This window comes from Paenibacillus sinopodophylli, assembly GCF_005930355.1.
In the GTDB taxonomy this organism is placed as follows: Bacteria; Bacillota; Bacilli; order Paenibacillales; family Paenibacillaceae; genus Pristimantibacillus; species Pristimantibacillus sinopodophylli.
Map to the genome: position 1 here is coordinate 365,723 of NZ_VDBO01000002.1, position 15,549 is coordinate 381,271.

19 protein-coding genes are annotated in these 15,549 nt (G+C 46.9%); all 19 read left to right on the forward strand.

The features are described from left to right. The first annotated feature begins 5 nt into the window (after positions 1–5). The 19 genes from FGT79_RS13550 to FGT79_RS13640 all read left to right on the forward strand — a co-directional run bounded on the left by FGT79_RS13550 (position 6) and on the right by FGT79_RS13640 (position 15,502). On the forward strand, positions 6–620 hold the full coding sequence (locus FGT79_RS13550) for a hypothetical protein (protein ID WP_138753336.1): 615 nt from the start codon (positions 6–8) through the stop codon (positions 618–620). A gap of 81 nt (positions 621–701) precedes the next feature. Next, the gene (locus FGT79_RS13555) at positions 702–1,007 is read left to right on the forward strand and encodes a hypothetical protein (RefSeq protein WP_246096420.1); all 306 of its coding nucleotides are present in this window, start codon (positions 702–704) and stop codon (positions 1,005–1,007) included. Between the two features lie 120 nt (positions 1,008–1,127). Next, positions 1,128–1,475 (forward strand): histidine triad nucleotide-binding protein, encoded by a 348-nt coding sequence (locus tag FGT79_RS13560; RefSeq protein ID WP_138753337.1) that lies wholly within the window; start codon positions 1,128–1,130, stop codon positions 1,473–1,475. Between the two features lie 91 nt (positions 1,476–1,566). After that, a complete protein-coding gene (rpsU, locus tag FGT79_RS13565) occupies positions 1,567–1,740 on the forward strand; it encodes a 30S ribosomal protein S21 (protein WP_005547957.1) in 174 nt (57 codons plus the stop codon). Between the two features lie 15 nt (positions 1,741–1,755). Continuing rightward, positions 1,756–2,199 carry a GatB/YqeY domain-containing protein gene (locus tag FGT79_RS13570; protein WP_076266886.1) on the forward strand — a complete coding sequence of 148 codons (444 nt, stop codon included), beginning with the start codon at positions 1,756–1,758 and terminating at the stop codon, positions 2,197–2,199. 154 nt (positions 2,200–2,353) lie between these two features. Further along, positions 2,354–3,733 carry an NfeD family protein gene (locus FGT79_RS13575; protein WP_246096422.1) on the forward strand — a complete coding sequence of 460 codons (1,380 nt, stop codon included), beginning with the start codon at positions 2,354–2,356 and terminating at the stop codon, positions 3,731–3,733. A 25-nt stretch (positions 3,734–3,758) separates the two neighbouring features. Then, positions 3,759–4,748: a flotillin-like protein FloA gene (gene floA / locus FGT79_RS13580; RefSeq protein ID WP_138753338.1), complete on the forward strand. Its 990-nt coding sequence runs from the start codon at positions 3,759–3,761 to the stop codon at positions 4,746–4,748. Between the two features lie 59 nt (positions 4,749–4,807). Then, positions 4,808–5,302: a hypothetical protein gene (locus FGT79_RS13585; RefSeq protein WP_138753339.1), complete on the forward strand. Its 495-nt coding sequence runs from the start codon at positions 4,808–4,810 to the stop codon at positions 5,300–5,302. Positions 5,303–5,513: 211 nt separating this feature from the next. Further along, positions 5,514–5,792 (forward strand): sporulation protein YqfC, encoded by a 279-nt coding sequence (gene yqfC, locus FGT79_RS13590; RefSeq protein WP_138753340.1) that lies wholly within the window; start codon positions 5,514–5,516, stop codon positions 5,790–5,792. Between the two features lie 56 nt (positions 5,793–5,848). After that, positions 5,849–7,042 carry a sporulation protein YqfD gene (gene yqfD, locus FGT79_RS13595; protein ID WP_246096423.1) on the forward strand — a complete coding sequence of 398 codons (1,194 nt, stop codon included), beginning with the start codon at positions 5,849–5,851 and terminating at the stop codon, positions 7,040–7,042. Positions 7,043–7,048: 6 nt separating this feature from the next. Then, entirely contained in the window at positions 7,049–8,020 is a 972-nt protein-coding gene (locus FGT79_RS13600; RefSeq protein ID WP_138753634.1) for a PhoH family protein, read from the forward strand. A 17-nt stretch (positions 8,021–8,037) separates the two neighbouring features. After that, on the forward strand, positions 8,038–10,290 hold the full coding sequence (locus FGT79_RS13605) for an HD family phosphohydrolase (protein WP_138753342.1): 2,253 nt from the start codon (positions 8,038–8,040) through the stop codon (positions 10,288–10,290). After that, the gene (gene ybeY / locus FGT79_RS13610) at positions 10,287–10,784 is read left to right on the forward strand and encodes an rRNA maturation RNase YbeY (protein ID WP_138753343.1); all 498 of its coding nucleotides are present in this window, start codon (positions 10,287–10,289) and stop codon (positions 10,782–10,784) included. Before FGT79_RS13605 ends, ybeY begins: the two co-directional genes overlap by 4 nt. Next, a complete protein-coding gene (locus tag FGT79_RS13615) occupies positions 10,784–11,146 on the forward strand; it encodes a diacylglycerol kinase family protein (protein ID WP_138753344.1) in 363 nt (120 codons plus the stop codon). The genes ybeY and FGT79_RS13615 overlap by 1 nt, the downstream gene beginning before the upstream one ends. Positions 11,147–11,177: 31 nt before the next feature. Next, positions 11,178–11,612, forward strand: coding sequence for a cytidine deaminase (locus tag FGT79_RS13620; protein ID WP_138753345.1), 435 nt, complete (start codon positions 11,178–11,180; stop codon positions 11,610–11,612). 8 nt (positions 11,613–11,620) lie between these two features. Next, positions 11,621–12,544: a GTPase Era gene (gene era, locus FGT79_RS13625; RefSeq protein WP_138753346.1), complete on the forward strand. Its 924-nt coding sequence runs from the start codon at positions 11,621–11,623 to the stop codon at positions 12,542–12,544. A 100-nt stretch (positions 12,545–12,644) separates the two neighbouring features. Then, on the forward strand, positions 12,645–12,806 hold the full coding sequence (locus FGT79_RS13630; protein ID WP_138753347.1) for a YqzL family protein: 162 nt from the start codon (positions 12,645–12,647) through the stop codon (positions 12,804–12,806). 169 nt (positions 12,807–12,975) lie between these two features. After that, positions 12,976–13,719 carry a DNA repair protein RecO gene (gene recO / locus FGT79_RS13635; RefSeq protein WP_138753348.1) on the forward strand — a complete coding sequence of 248 codons (744 nt, stop codon included), beginning with the start codon at positions 12,976–12,978 and terminating at the stop codon, positions 13,717–13,719. A 250-nt stretch (positions 13,720–13,969) separates the two neighbouring features. Beyond that, positions 13,970–15,502: an MDR family MFS transporter gene (locus tag FGT79_RS13640; protein ID WP_138753349.1), complete on the forward strand. Its 1,533-nt coding sequence runs from the start codon at positions 13,970–13,972 to the stop codon at positions 15,500–15,502. Positions 15,503–15,549: the final 47 nt, after the last annotated feature.

The window sequence follows — 15,549 nt, forward strand, 5'->3', positions numbered from 1 at the left end:
GTGAAGTGGAACAACAGAAAACGGGCAAACGCTCACTGGCATTGCCCATAACGCTTGTTATACTCGTCTTTAGTTTAATCGGGAATGTTTTTCTGTACTCGCAATTTCTACAGCACAAACAGGAGAACAATCATGCAATCGGTCAACGGATATTTAAAGCGGCCGTATCGTCTCAGCAATATGCCTCGGAAATGATTCCTTTGCTGGATGGACTTCTTCAAAGCAAATCCGTGGAAGAGAGACTTGCTTTGGCGTTCAGCGCTGGCAAATTGTCAGCGAAGGGAAGCGGGTTGGCGGAGCTTACAGCAGAAGCGGCGGGGATTGCAGGTGCAGGAGAAGAATGGAACACCGAGATCCCAGCAAGCTATGTTTCGAATGTGGAGAAGGGTCTGCTGGACATAGGTCAGTATGAAGGGGCTTTGAATGCAAGTGATGCAGCCTATCTTACGGAGCTCAAAGGCTCCTTTGAAGCGCTGAGCGGCATTATTGGCCAATTCAATGCAGCCGTCGGCGAGACGAGAATTGCGATTATTCGATTGGCCAGCGGCCTTGATTGGATGGAGCTCGTTTCGCAGGCTCAGAAAGTGATGACAGAGCAGGCAGCAAAGCCGGCAGCTTAGAAGGAATTCGGATTATCATACGTGCGAAGTGTAGCCAATTGCCTACCTGTGAATATGATGAACGAACAGGAGGCTGACATAATGGAACATACTTTAGTTGATTTTGATCAAATGAAGCAATGGTGCGAGGAGCATAAGCATCGTTACGTTCTGGCTCATACGCATGATGGCTGGTGCGCTGATGGAATGCTAGAATACATGGATGATGAGGTTCTATGCATTGCAGTGCCTTGCGGCTCCAACGAATGGGATAACCGTGCATTTCTGCCTTATCCGCCGCTTGGATATCCGATTTATCCTTATCCGTATTACCCGCGCAGACGTTTCATTCGTCAAATTTTTCCGCTTGGTGCGCTGCTCGGTTTGTCATTATTGCCGTTTTATTGATTATGATATCGATTAGGGCGGGAGGAATACTGGTTTCTTCCGCTTCGATTCATTAAGATTGGACGAGCATTCGAAATTTAGGTATGATAAGAGAAGGATAGTGAACAGGGGGTGAATCATATGGACTGTCTTTTTTGCAAAATAATCGAAGGTACCATTCCGTCGAAGAAAGTTTTCGAGAATGACAGAATTGTCGCTTTCCACGACATACAGCCAGCTGCTCCCGTACATATTCTGATCATTCCGAAAAAACATATCGCTACGATGAATGATGTGACCGATGCAGACGCAGAGGTCGTTGCAGAACTGTTTGCCGTAGCTCGCCAGATCGCCAAAGAGCAAGGGATCGCGGAGTCTGGCTATCGCCTAGTCAACAATGTAAATGCCGATGGAGGACAGGTTGTTTACCACTTGCATATCCATCTATTAGGGGGAACAAAACTTTCTCCGCTATTGGCAAATATCTAAAGTTGACACTGCCTTTTGGTATGACATATAATGAAATTTGATAAACCGTGTTATAGCTCTGGACGGTCTGTTTCGGAGGGAGGGAAAACTGGTGTCTGAAACTAAAGTTCGCAAAAACGAAACTATTGATGCTGCGCTTCGCCGCTTTAAACGTTCCATCGCTAAAGATGGTGTTCTAGCTGAGGTGAAAAAACGCAAGCATTATGAAAAGCCAAGTGTAAAGCGCAAGAAGAAGTCTGAGGCTGCGCGCAAGAGAAAGTTTTAGGAGGATCCTTCCATAATGAACCTGAGCGAAAGATTGACCGACGATATGAAGCAAGCCATGAAGAATCAGGACAAGTTTAAGCTTTCCGTAATTCGTATGATGCGCGCGTCAGTGAAAAACTTGGAAATCGATCTCAAGCGTCCTTTGGACGATAACGAAGTGCTTGATATATTGAGTCGTGAAATCAAACAACGTAAAGATTCCCTCCAAGAATTTAAAAAAGCCAGCCGTGATGATTTAGTAGCGGGTCTTGTGGTCGAAATTGAAATTATTAGTCAATACCTTCCCGAACAGCTGACTGAAGAAGAGATTCAAGAGATAGTAACGCAGACCATCCATGAACTCGGTGCTTCTTCCAAAGCCGATATGGGAAAAGTTATGAGTGCCCTTTTGCCTAAAACAAAAGGACGCGCTGACGGTAAACTAGTAAATCAGCTCGTACAGCAACATCTCAACTAACTGAAACATACGGACTCACAAAACACCCCTCACAAGGGGGTGTTTTTTTGTATGAAGAAAGCGATAATGGAAGTATTAACGTTCCATGATTATGAAACCATTTGGTTGTTTGCACGTAGTAGGGAGCACAATACTTGAAAAGGGAGGAACCTTCTTGTACACATACCGAAGGCGAAGAGGCTTATCCGCCACTCCTGCTGCTCTATTGGCAGCTATACTATTGGCTACGCTTGCAGCATTATTCTTCACACCTGCGAAGATTGTGCAGGCTGCTGATGAAGCAGGTCCAGCCGTGTATGTCATTCCCGTCAAGCAATCCGTAGAGTCGGGACTTCAATCGTTCCTAGAGCGGGCATACAAAGAAGCGGAAGAGGCAAAAGCTGAGCATGTTATTCTTGTTGTAAATACGCTTGGAGGAAAAGTTGTCAACGCAGAGGAGATTGGCCATTTTATACGGGGTAATCCAATTCCAACAACGGCATTCGTTGAAGGCAAGGCTGTTTCCGCTGGTACTTATATTGCCCTCAATGCGGATAATATCGTGATGCAACCAGGGAGCACGATTGGTGCAGCAGCCGTCGTGGACGGCTCGGGCGAGTTGATCGATAATCCTAAAACAGTGTCCTTCTGGATCTCAGAGATGAGCGAATCTGCAAGCTTGCAGGGACGAGATAAAAACATTGCAGCTGCGATGGTTGATCCGAATGTCGTGTTAAATCTTCAGGACAAGATCGGCAGAAACAAAGAACAAGGCGAAATCCTTACCCTCTCTGCATCGGAGGCTGAGAAGTTAGGTTACTCGGAGCATACAGCGGCAAACGTTACTGAGGTAGCGGATTGGCTGGGGCTCGGCAGCCGCACGCAAATCGAGGTCGTTCCTTCTTTGGCGGAGAATGCGGCTAGATGGCTCATTAATCCCGTTGTCATGACGGTACTGCTCATCCTTGGAATTGCAGGTATCGTCATCGAGATGCTTGTGCCAGGCTTCGGTGCTCCAGGCATCGTCGGCATATTATCGTTTAGCTTATATTTCTTCGGTCACTACGTAGCCGGTTTTGCTGGAATGGAATCGGTTGTATTGTTTGTTATAGGGATTGCGCTGCTCATCATAGAAGTATTCGTTCCAAGCTTCGGAATACTCGGCATTCTTGGAAGCGCCGCGTTAGTAGCCGGTGTTGTCACGGCCGCATCTGATCCGATGACAGCGTTTATCTCCATCGTGATTGCCCTTGTCGGAGCGATTATTGTTATTGTTATATTCGTAAGGATGAACAAATCAAGAGGCATATGGAACAAATTCATTCTGCGCGATAAGCTCACTTCTGAGGAAGGCTATATCTCAGCGGATCTGAAAGAGTCATTGCTTGGTCTTGAAGGGGTGACTATTACACCGCTAAGGCCTGCTGGTACCGTGCTGGTTGGTGATAAACGCATCGATGTTGTTACTTCAGGTGAGTTTGTTGATTCGAACCGAGCCGTAACGGTTATCAAAGCAGAGGGAACTTGGGTTGTGGTTAAAGAAGTAGCTAAATAAATAAAACATCTGGAGGTTAGAATCTATGGATCCAATCGTATCATTCTTGATCTTAGCTGTCGTAGTCATTATTGTATTGTCTGTATTCCTCAGCTTCTTCCCAATCATGCTGTGGATTTCGGCATTGGCGTCGGGCGTGAGAGTCGGAATTATTACGCTCGTTGCGATGCGTTTGCGTCGGGTTGTCCCGAGCAGAATCGTAAATCCGTTGATCAAAGCAACAAAAGCGGGATTAGGCCTTAACATTAATCAGCTAGAAAGCCATTTCTTGGCAGGCGGTAATGTTGACCGCGTCGTGAATGCGTTGATTGCTGCTCAGCGTGCCAATATTCCGCTTATTTTCGAGAGAGCAGCAGCTATTGATCTCGCTGGGCGTGATGTATTGCAGGCTGTACAAATGAGCGTTAACCCACGTGTAATCGAAACACCAACTGTAGCTGCTGTCGCTAAGGACGGTATCGAGGTTAAGGTTAAGGCACGTGTTACTGTTCGCGCTAACATTGACAGACTTGTCGGGGGCGCGGGTGAAGAAACGATCATTGCGCGTGTCGGCGAGGGGATTGTTACGACAGTCGGTTCGGCTAATTCTCATAAGGACGTTCTTGAGAATCCGGATATGATCTCTCGTACAGTGCTGGGCAAAGGCCTTGATGCTGGAACGGCTTTCGAAATTCTATCCATTGATATTGCGGATGTAGATGTAGGTAAAAACATTGGCGCACATCTGCAAACAGAGCAGGCTGAGGCTGATAAAAAGATTGCACAAGCCAAAGCGGAAGAGCGCCGTGCAATGGCAGTTGCTCAAGAGCAGGAAATGAAAGCTAAAGTTGTTGAGATGGAAGCGCGTGTCGTAGAATCAGAATCGCAGGTTCCGCTTGCAATGGCTGAAGCGCTTAGAAGCGGTAAAATCGGCGTAATGGATTATTTGAACCTGAAAAACGTAGAGGCGGATACCCAGATGCGCAGCTCGATTGGCAAGCAGGAAGGTCCTGCTGATCCGAAAGACGGCCGTTAATCATAACGTTTAACAGATGTCATCCATGAGCTTGTAAGTGTCGCGGAGGTGAAGGCGTCATGAAATTAATTGAGTTTTTGATGAATAACATATTTATCGTTGTCATTATTTTTGGGGCTTTGGCTTCGGTGTTCGGCAAATCGGGCAAGAAGAAAAAACCCGGCCGTATGCCGGACTTTGGAGGCGGCGGTGTACAACGGCCGTCTAATCAGCAAGAACGCGGCAGCCATGAGGAAGAGCAACAGGTTCCAAGTGCTTCTTCTGGACAGACCGTTTATCGTTCCCAGTCGCAGAGCAGGCGCGAAGAAAATGATCAGCCTGCATTTGCAGCACGTGAGCAAGAGTTAACCGCTGAGACGTCTCAAATCGCGTCTGTACAGAGGGTGCTGCAGCGTGCTGCGAATAACAAAGAGAAAGCTTCTGCGTCAGCAGAACGCAAATATGCAGGGCAGAGTGCTATATCAGCGCCTAGTCGTTCGGAAGATTTGAAGCGAGCGGTCATATGGGCTGAGATATTAGGCCCTCCTCGTTCCAAGCGCCCTTTTCGAAAATAACAAATGAACCGCCGAAGCGTTATGCTTCGGCGGTTTTTTTTGGATACAGCCATAATTACAGCAATAACCGCATAGTTTGGTACAGTACACGAAAAACGCTACTCCTCTGTGCAACAAACAATAACGAAGAAGGTTTGTTCTACAAACCTTTAAGGTATCGCTTACGAAGTAGGTTTGTTCCACAAACCTTTAAGGAGGCTAAGATTCGTACATGCGCCGTATAAAAAGGAAATTTCGCAAAGTGACAGCAGAGCTGCTTGATATGCCGCATGATGTCGTTTTTGATTTGCCTCGTCTCACCATGATCGGAGACTGTCAGCTATACATTGAGAACCATCGTGGCGTTGTTCATTTCTCCAGTGAACGTCTTCGTCTGGCTTTAAGCAAAGGAGAGCTTGAAGTGACGGGAAGCTCTTTAGTTATTCGCACGATATGGACAGAGGAAGTGTTCATTGAAGGTCAAATTACGAATATTCAGCTTATACCATAACATAAATGTTCAATTTATTATTTTAATTACAGCATAACGTGATGGAGGGGAATGCATTGAGCAGACAGGGAGCGGATTGGCTAAAGGGCATGGTTACCGTTCATATCAGAAAAGGACAACCGGAGGAGCTCGTCAACCGAGCGCTAGCAGGAGGGCTGCAGTTGTCTACTATACGTTGGACAAGCAGCGGCTTGCTTGAGTTCGAGCTGTCGGTAAGCGATTATTTCGCTCTTCGTCCGTTTTTGAAGGAGACAGGCTGCAGGGCGCATGTGACTAAGCGCAAAGGACTGCCGTTCTTACTTGTAAAGGCAGAACGCAGGAAGCTGTTTGCTGGCGGCATCGTCTTGTTCTTCGCCATCATATTCATGTTGTCATCCTTAGTGTGGAGCATTGATGTAAAAGGCAACGTAAAGCTCTCAGAGGACCAGATCAGGCTCGCAGCGAAAGAGGAAGGTTTGTATCCGCTGCAATGGTCATTCCGTCTTACAGATGCGGACGTGCTGTCTAAGCAGCTTGTGCGCAAGCTCCCGGGTTCCACATGGGTTGGCGTAGAAAAGAAGGGGACGAAGGTCATTATCCAAGTGGTGGAGTCGACTCTGCCCCAGGAAACAGCTCTTCATACGCCAAGACACTTGGTTGCTTCTGCCGATGCCGTGGTCACTGAAATTATTGCTGAAGCTGGCCGCCCGGTTGTAAGGAAAAATACGCGTGTGAAAAAGGATCAAATATTGATTTCCGGTACGATTGGCGGCGATGAAAACTCGCGTACAGTTGTGGCTAAAGGAAACGTCCGCGGCCTTGTCTGGTATGAGTTTGAGATTGCTTCGCCGCTTGTACAACAGATAAAGGTCTACACCGGTGAGAAGAAGACGAAATGGTTCGCCGTATTCGGCTCAAGGGCGCTGCAGCTAAGCGGTTACGGTAAAAATGAATATAGCACCTCAGAGGCCATTCACAGCGAGCAAAAAATAGCATGGCGCAATTGGACGCTGCCGATTGGCAGAATGAAAGTGAGCGTTATGGAGACTCGGCTGGAGAAGAGAGCGCTGACGGAGGCGGAAGCAAAGAGTGCAGGCATATTGCAGGCGAAAGCCGACGTTCTCATCAAAGCGGGCGGAGATGCGGTCATTCGAGATGAAATTGTTTTGCATGAAAAGGCGGACAATGGTAAAGTTTATATGAAAGTTCTTTTTGAGGTCGAGCAATCTATCGTTAAAGAAATGCTATTAGTCCAGATGCAGGGAGAATGAGGATTGTTGCAAATAGAAACGAAAGTAGTCAAAATACCGCTCGGTAACGCAGCGGAGGGACTTGCCGTCTTTGGACCACAGGATAATTATTTGCGCCTTGTAGAAGCGCAGGTCGAATCTTCGATTTCATCACGCGAGGCCGAAATTGTTATTTCTGGTCCCATAGAAGAGGTTGATTCGCTGGATCAGCTGTTCAACGTTCTATTGCAGCTTGTAAGAGGCGGATATCAGCCTTCTGAGCGTGACGTTTCCTATGCTTTGGAGCTCGCAAGAACGATGCAGGCGGAAGAACTGCTTGATTTATTTAAGAAAGAAATTACGACAACCTTTCGCGGAAAGCCGATTCGCGTCAAAACGATAGGTCAACGCCACTATGTGAAGACGATTCGTAAGAAGGATATTGTATTCGGAATAGGTCCGGCAGGGACAGGCAAAACGTATTTGGCTGTTGTGCTCGCAGTTGCAGCTTTGAAAGAAGGATCGGTTAAGAGAATAGTACTAACGAGACCGGCTGTTGAAGCGGGGGAAAATCTGGGCTTTCTGCCAGGGGATTTGCAGGAGAAGGTAGATCCTTATCTCAGACCGCTTTATGATGCACTGCATGATGTGCTGGGCCCGGATCAGACGGTTAAAGCGCTAGAACGCGGCATGATCGAAATCGCACCGCTGGCTTATATGCGCGGCAGAACGCTTGACGATGCATTTATTATTTTGGATGAGGCACAGAATACGACTCCCGAGCAAATGAAGATGTTTCTGACGAGACTTGGTTTCGGATCCAAGATGGTCATAACAGGCGACGTTACGCAGATCGATTTGCCAAGAGGCAAAAACTCAGGTTTAATCGAAGCGCAGCGTATTCTGAAAAATATAGAGGAAATCGGGATTATCCTTTTCTCAGAGCAAGACGTTGTGCGTCATTCTTTGGTTCAGAAAATTATCGTTGCCTACAACTGGGATGCTGAAAACAAAGCCTAGAAAGGGATGTCTGCTGCATGAACCAGAACCAAAATCAGACCGGAAAACAGGGGGACTTGCGTCCGACCAAAATGGCGGGCTGGAAGCAGAGTGCAGCCGTTCGCTGGTTGCTGATGTTGATGTTTGTGCTGCTCTTCTACTTTAGCTTGTCTTCGCATCTCGTGCCAGAAACGTATGATATTCAGGAGGGCGCAGTAAGTGAGAAGGATATTAAAGCGCCCTTCCAAATAAAGGACGAGAAGGCGACGCGGCAAGCCGAAGAGGATGCTGCCGAGAAGGTCGATGTTATTTATTCGATTGTACCGCTTAGAAACGAAGTGCTGATCGATCAAATTTTTGTCCGTATTGAGCAATTGAATTTAGACGATCAAGTTACACTGCAGAATAAGATCGACATTTATCGTAATGAGATACCAGGACGCTATTCAGAATATATTGATTCCTTCGTTAAACTGAACAAAGGTAGAGGCACTTATAACGATACGCTGCTTGAAGAAATGTCGCTCGTTGCGAAGGAACAGCAGTATACGATACCAGAAGAAACGTTTTACAAGATGCCGAACCTCAAAGCCGAAACGCTAACCGAGATGCGTAATGTAGCTCGGGATATTGTACGTAAGCTTACGGGAGAGCAGCTAAGGGAAGCCGAAACGGCTCGAACACAGGTAGCTGAGCTTGTGAATGCCAGCTCGCTGTCGAGCAGGACGAGCAGGGAAATTGTACAGGAGCTTGCTAGATTTGTCGTTATGCCGAACAAATTTCTAGACAAGGCTGCGACGGACGAGGCGAAGGTTCAGGCGAAGCAGAATACGCCTCCAGTCGTTATTAAAGAAGGCGAGCTTATCGTGAAGCGCGGTCAGACGATTACGCCCGATTTGTATAAGCTGCTAGTTGATTCTTCGCTGCTTCAAGATAAGAAGAACTACTGGCCGCAGCTAGGCTTATTGATGATGTCATTGATGTTTATCGTCGTCTTGTATGCTTTCTTGCATCAGTCGGGAAGCATAAACGGGATCAAGCCTAAATACAACAACGCATCCTTGTTGATGCTCTGGCTTATATTCCTAATCAATATTGTCACCATTCAGATTATTTCCCTGACGCAAACCGATGCTGCGCCTTATGCGGGCTATCTGGCTCCGGCGGCGCTTGGTACGATGCTAATTACACTGCTGCTCGATATGCATCTTGCTATGATAAGTTCCATCATCTTTGCAGTGATGGGCAGTATCATATTAAATACAGGACAGCAACAACTATTCGACTTTAAATTCGGCTTTGTTATCATCGTCGTATCGTTTGCTGCGATATTTTCCATCCATCGAGCAAGCCAGCGATCTACCATTCTCAAAGCAGGCATCATGGTCAGCTTGTTCGGCTCCCTTTCCGTGCTTACTATTCTGCTTCTCTCCGAGCAGCTTGATCGGGGGCCATTCATCTACTCTGTCGCCTTCGCATTCGCGAGCGGATTAATTACAGCCGTTCTTGTTATCGGCTTGATGCCTTTCTTCGAAATCACGTTCGGCATATTGTCTGCGCTCAAGCTTGTCGAGCTGTCTAACCCGAACCACCCGCTGCTGCGCAAGCTATTGACAGAGACGCCAGGCACTTATCATCATAGTGTGATGGTAGGCAACTTGTCTGAGGCGGCAGCTGAAGCGATCGGTGCAGACGGTTTGCTGTGCCGCGTAGGCTCGTTCTATCATGATATTGGGAAGACGAAGCGGCCGAACTATTTTATCGAGAATCAGTCGAATATTGAAAATCCGCATGACACGATTGATCCGAAGCTGAGCAAGTCAATTATCGTTGCCCATGCAAGAGATGGAGTTGATATGCTGAAAGGTCACAACATTCCTAAACCGATTCGCGATATCGCTGAACAGCATCACGGAACGACTTCTTTGAAGTTCTTCTACTACAAGGCGATAAAGCAGGCTGAGGAGCAAGGATTGGAACCTGCTCTTACGGAGGACGAGTTCCGTTATCCGGGTCCTAAAGCGCAGTCGAAGGAAGCTGCGGTCGTTGGAATTGCGGACTGTGTGGAAGCAGCTGTGCGAAGCTTGCGCAACCCTACGGTGGAGCATGTTGAAGCTATGATTAACAAGATTATTAAAAGTAGATTGGATGACAATCAATATAATGAATGTGATTTGACGCTGAAAGAGCTTGATAAAATAGCACAATCGCTCAAAGAAAGCGTAGTTGGCATATTTCATTCACGGATTGAATATCCGGAAGACGTAAAAACGAAGGAGCGCGTAGAATGAGCTTGCAGCTGGATTGGAGCAATGAGCAGGAGAAACAGGAAATCCCAGAAGCTTGGATCGTGAAATTAGAGCAATTGCTAGTGCTCGCAGGCGAAGCGGAGGGCATTGACAGCGGAGAGGTTTCATTAACGTTTACGAATGATGAGGAGATTCACCAGCTTAACCGCGATTATCGCGGAATTGACCGACCGACTGATGTGTTGTCCTTCGCTATGCAAGAAGACGGTGTTGATGAACTTGACATTATCTTTGAAGTAGACAATGAAGAGGACGATGATCCGATATCAGGTATGCTGGGTGATATTATTATCAGTGTGGATACAGCAGTTGTGCAAAGCGAGGAGTACGGACATTCCTTGGAGCGAGAAATCGGATTTCTCTTCGTACACGGCTTCCTGCATCTCATTGGTTATGATCATCAGGATGACGAGACCGAAGCGGAGATGACAGCGAAGCAGGAAGCGATCTTGCAAAAAGCAGGTCTGACTCGTTAATGCGGAAATTCGCGGCAAGCGTGGCAGTTGCTGTTTCTGGAATTGGCTTTGCGCTTCGTACGCAAAGCCATATGCGTTTTCATGCATTTGCAGCACTGATCGTTTGCGGATTAAGTTTTATCGTTTCGCTTCAACCATTGGAATGGGCAATTATTCTATTGGCAATCACGATCGTAATGAGTGCGGAAATGATTAATACAGCGGTGGAACAAGCGGTTAATCTGGCAAGCCCAAGCATACATCCGGTTGCGAAAGCAGCTAAGGATGTCGCTGCCGGGGCTGTATTGTTTGCCGCAGCGGTTTCAGCCATTATCGGGCTGCTCATTCTTGGGCCGCCTTTATGGCGTTTATTGACGGGATAAGATCCGGATAAGTGGAACGGAGTGGATCAGGATGGTTTACGAAGGTTTATCGGAATCATACACAGCATTGCTGGCAGCTGCCAGAGAAGCTATGGCACGCGCTTATGTGCCCTATTCCAACTTTCAGGTTGGCGCAGCACTGCTTGACGATGAAGGTCAAATTCATCATGGCTGCAATATCGAAAACGCTGCATATAGTCCAACCAATTGTGCAGAGCGCACGGCGATGTTTCGGGCTGTTGCGGACGGGAAGCGGCCAGGTCAGTTTCAGGCGATTGCTGTGATTGGCAATACGGATAGCCCGATTGCACCATGCGGTGTTTGTAGGCAGGTATTGGTTGAGTTTTGTGCACCAGAAATGCCTGTCATTATGGGCAATCTGAAGGGTGATTGGACGATTTCAACAGTAGCAGGCATATTGCCGGGTGCCTTTACACCGGCTTCATTAGATAACAGGGAGCGTTAAACAAACTTATGAATCAAAAAACAACTAATGATCGTGACAGCAAAAAATTCCGATCGGGCTTCGTAGCTATTATAGGACGGCCGAACGTAGGCAAATCGACGCTTATGAACCATCTGATTGGTCAGAAGATTGCAATTATGTCGGACAAGCCGCAAACGACGCGCAACAAAATCCATGGCGTATACACAACTAACGACACACAAATTGTATTTCTCGATACGCCGGGTATCCATAAGCCTGAATCCAAGCTGGGTAATTATATGATGCAGACAGCTGAGAGTGCGCTTAGAGAGGTTGAGGCAGCCTTATTCCTAATCGACGCATCAGAGGGGCTTGGCGGCGGTGACCGATTCATTATCGAGCAGCTAAAAAAAGTGAAGACGCCTGTATTCCTCGTCATGAACAAAATAGACAAGATAGAGCCTGAGCAGCTTTTGCCGATGATTACACAATATAACGCTCTGCATGAATTTGCCGAAATCATTCCGATCTCTGCGCTGAAGGGCAATAATGTAGAAACCTTGCTCGAGCAGTTATCGCGTTATTTGCCGGAAGGCCCGCAATATTATCCTGCAGATCAAATTACGGATCATCCTGAGCAATTCGTGTGCTCCGAGCTAATCCGCGAGAAAATTTTGCATATGACAAGGGAAGAAATCCCTCATTCCATTGCGGTGACCATTGAAGACATGCGCGTCAAAGAGAATGGCGTTGTCTATATCGGTGCTGTCATTTTTGTCGAGCGAGATTCCCAGAAGGGTATTATTATCGGCAAAAAAGGAGATCTGCTGAAAGAAGTCGGAAAGCAGGCTCGGAAAGACATTGAAGCGCTGCTCGGCTCACGGATCTATCTCGAGCTTTGGGTAAAGGTGAAAAAAGATTGGCGCAATCAGGAGCGCGTTCTGAAGGACCTTGGCTACAGACACGATTAGTCAGATATGACGTAATTTGTTAAGGATAGACTGCCCGCGATTATCACATCCTATTAACGTCTGAAGCAGCATTTCAGGGGACGGAAAGGGATGAATACGTATGCGGAATTTTTCGTGGAAGTATTTTACGTTAACCGGGGATGTCGAATCTTTCATGCTATATAAAGAAGTAAATCAAGTTGGAGCAGAAGGCGGCTCTGATACTCTGACCAGTGAGCATGATGAGTTCGCCGGGCTTGAAACGGAGGACAACTCGGTCTAGAGTATCAATGGCATAATAGTATGGATTGTATAACGAATAGAGGGATCGCTGAGAAAGCTGGCCTGTGGATGGTTCAGGCTAATAAGCGCATTTCTAACCGCGAAACGTAAGAAAAGCAGCCATGGGACTGCTTGCCTTACGTTTCTGCTTTCAGGGGAGAGTCTGCATTATGCTGCATCGTGTTGAGGGGATCGTTATTCGAAGTATGGATTACGGTGAAGGCAACAAAATTGTGACACTGCTCACGAAATCCAATGGAAAAGCAGGCGTGCTGATACGAGGTGCCAAGAAGGTAAAGAGCAAACATGCTTCGCTCGCACAGCCGTTTACATATGGAGAGTTCGTTTATTTCCGCAGCAGCGGCCTTGGCACGCTTAATCATGGTGAGATTATAGAATCTCACCATGTTTTGCGTGAAAAGCTGGATCTGGCAGCGTATTCCTCGTATGTAGCGGAGCTGACCGATCGCTCATTGCAGGACGATGAAGCGACGGGCTTCCATTTCGAACAGTTGAAAGCTTGCTTGTCCGCGCTTAAAGAGGGGAAAGATGCGCAAATTGTAACGCATCTTTATGAGATGCGAATACTGGATTTATCCGGTTACGCGCCTGAATTAGATGAATGCGTAAGCTGTGGAAATGTTGTAGGTCCTTTTTCATTATCTCCTTATGCAGGCGGGGTACTGTGTTCAAGATGCAAGGGAAAAGACCCGCACGCTGTACTGCTTGGAGAAGGCGCATACAAGCTGCTACGTTTGTTCCGCAGAATGGATATGAGAAGGCTTGGCTCCATTCAGGTTAAGGACGAAACCAAGGCTGAGCTCAAACTGTCTATGCGTAAGCTGATGGATACACATCTTGGATTGCAACTGAAGTCGAGGAACTTCTTAGATCAGCTGGACAAGCTAATGTAATGCTATATTCGGTACAACTGGGCATTGATGGAATTTCATCCGTCTCAAGGCTTAGAAAGCAATCCTCCTATTGCATGATTACATAATTTTGGGCCATGCATTATGATAGGTTTGGTTATTTTGAAATATAGGAAAGGATATGATTTTGCCATCCTTTCTCTATATTTCTAGGAATGAAACGCGCTGCGTAGCCAGAGGACGGCGACAGTCGTTTCACCTTGAATCGTAATGTAATGGAGGGAATGAACTGATGTCTATAGGGCAAAACAAACTCGGTTTTGTAGTTGCTGGACTGTTGCTCGGCATACTTGTCGCGTCAATTGATAATACGATTGTATCGACAGCCATGGCCACGATCGTGTCCGATCTAGGCGGTTTGGACAAATATGTTTGGGTGACTTCTGCTTATCTAGTTACGGAAATGGCAGGTATGCCGATTTTCGGCAAGCTGTCAGATATGTATGGCAGGAAACGTTTTTTTGTATTAGGCATTTCATTGTTTCTAATTGGGTCTGTTTTGTGCGGAACGGCTGAATCCATTACTCAGCTTACGATCTATCGTGCCATTCAGGGCATAGGCGGCGGTGCAATGATGCCAATTGCCTTCGCGATCGTATTTGACATCTTCCCAGCAGAGAAGCGTGGAAAGATGGGGGGGTTGTTCGGTGCTGTGTTCGGCACATCCAGCCTATTCGGGCCGCTTGCAGGCGCTTATTTGACTGAATACATCAACTGGCGCTGGATTTTCTACATCAATGTGCCTATTGGCTTGGCTGCATTAGCGCTTATCGTGGTTTATTACAAAGAGTCGCTCACTCATTCCAAGCAAAAAATCGACTGGTGGGGAGCTGCTACTCTTGTTGGTGCCATCATTTGCCTTATGTTTGCGCTTGAGCTCGGAGGAGAGAAATTTGCTTGGAGCTCAGGGCAAATTATAGGTCTGTTTGCTGGTTTTGCTGTGCTGCTGGGCATTTTTCTTTTCGTGGAAACGAAAGCTTCAGAGCCGATTATTTCCTTCCAAATGTTTAGGCAGCGCTTATTCGCATCAAGCACAGGCGCAGGACTTTTCTACGGAGCAGCGTTTATTACTGCAGCGCTCTATATTCCAATGTTCGTACAGGGTGTATTCGGAGGTACAGCAGTAAGTGCAGGCCTCACGCTTTTGCCCATGACTCTCGGCTCTGTGTTTGCTGCGCAGTTAGGCGGTATTCTGGTGAATAAGCTGCCTTACCGAAATGTCATGACATTATCTGCCGTTATTTTTATAATTGGCATATTTCTGTTATCGACGATTACGCCTGAAACGACGCGTTTCCTGTTATCGCTATATATGTTTCTCACAGGCTTTGGCATCGGTTTCTCTTTCTCAGTACTCGGCATGTCTTCAATTCATGGCTTCGACATGCGTCAAAGAGGAAGTGCAACCTCAACGATGTCATTTGTTCGTTCGCTCGGCATGACAGTCGGTATTACGATCTTTGGCATCATCCAGCGAAACCACTTCTCGAATGGGATGACCGACGCTTTTGCAGGAGGGGAAGGATCAGGTCAACTAACAGAAAATGCTCGCGAGCTTCTATCACCTGAGAAACGTGCAGAAATTCCTCCTGCTGTGATGGACAAAATTGTAGCTGCGTTATCTGAATCCGTATCGGCCACTTTTATGTGCTCACTAGTTCCAGCGGTGCTGGCTCTTGTCTGCGTTCTGTTTATGGGCAATGCCGGAATGAAGGATATATTAAACAAGCAGTCTGTCAGCCCTATTGCAAAGAAAGGCGCATAACCCATTAGCCGTATAGCGGAATTGCTGTGTTCGTTTGACATTTGCCA

Bases quoted from the DNA above. Each gene is read 5' to 3' on its own strand.
- yqfC (WP_138753340.1), top strand. From the start codon at position 5,514: ATGCGCCGTATAAAAAGGAAATTTCGCAAAGTGACAGCAGAGCTGCTT.
- FGT79_RS13620 (WP_138753345.1), top strand. From the start codon at position 11,178: ATGGTTTACGAAGGTTTATCGGAATCATACACAGCATTGCTGGCAGCT.
- era (WP_138753346.1), top strand. From the start codon at position 11,621: ATGAATCAAAAAACAACTAATGATCGTGACAGCAAAAAATTCCGATCG.
- FGT79_RS13585 (WP_138753339.1), top strand. From the start codon at position 4,808: ATGAAATTAATTGAGTTTTTGATGAATAACATATTTATCGTTGTCATT.
- floA (WP_138753338.1), top strand. From the start codon at position 3,759: ATGGATCCAATCGTATCATTCTTGATCTTAGCTGTCGTAGTCATTATT.
- FGT79_RS13555 (WP_246096420.1), top strand. From the start codon at position 702: ATGGAACATACTTTAGTTGATTTTGATCAAATGAAGCAATGGTGCGAG.
- FGT79_RS13605 (WP_138753342.1), top strand. From the start codon at position 8,038: ATGAACCAGAACCAAAATCAGACCGGAAAACAGGGGGACTTGCGTCCG.
- ybeY (WP_138753343.1), top strand. From the start codon at position 10,287: ATGAGCTTGCAGCTGGATTGGAGCAATGAGCAGGAGAAACAGGAAATC.
- FGT79_RS13640 (WP_138753349.1), top strand. From the start codon at position 13,970: ATGTCTATAGGGCAAAACAAACTCGGTTTTGTAGTTGCTGGACTGTTG.
- recO (WP_138753348.1), top strand. From the start codon at position 12,976: ATGCTGCATCGTGTTGAGGGGATCGTTATTCGAAGTATGGATTACGGT.
- FGT79_RS13615 (WP_138753344.1), top strand. From the start codon at position 10,784: ATGCGGAAATTCGCGGCAAGCGTGGCAGTTGCTGTTTCTGGAATTGGC.
- FGT79_RS13570 (WP_076266886.1), top strand. From the start codon at position 1,756: ATGAACCTGAGCGAAAGATTGACCGACGATATGAAGCAAGCCATGAAG.
- FGT79_RS13560 (WP_138753337.1), top strand. From the start codon at position 1,128: ATGGACTGTCTTTTTTGCAAAATAATCGAAGGTACCATTCCGTCGAAG.
- FGT79_RS13630 (WP_138753347.1), top strand. From the start codon at position 12,645: ATGCGGAATTTTTCGTGGAAGTATTTTACGTTAACCGGGGATGTCGAA.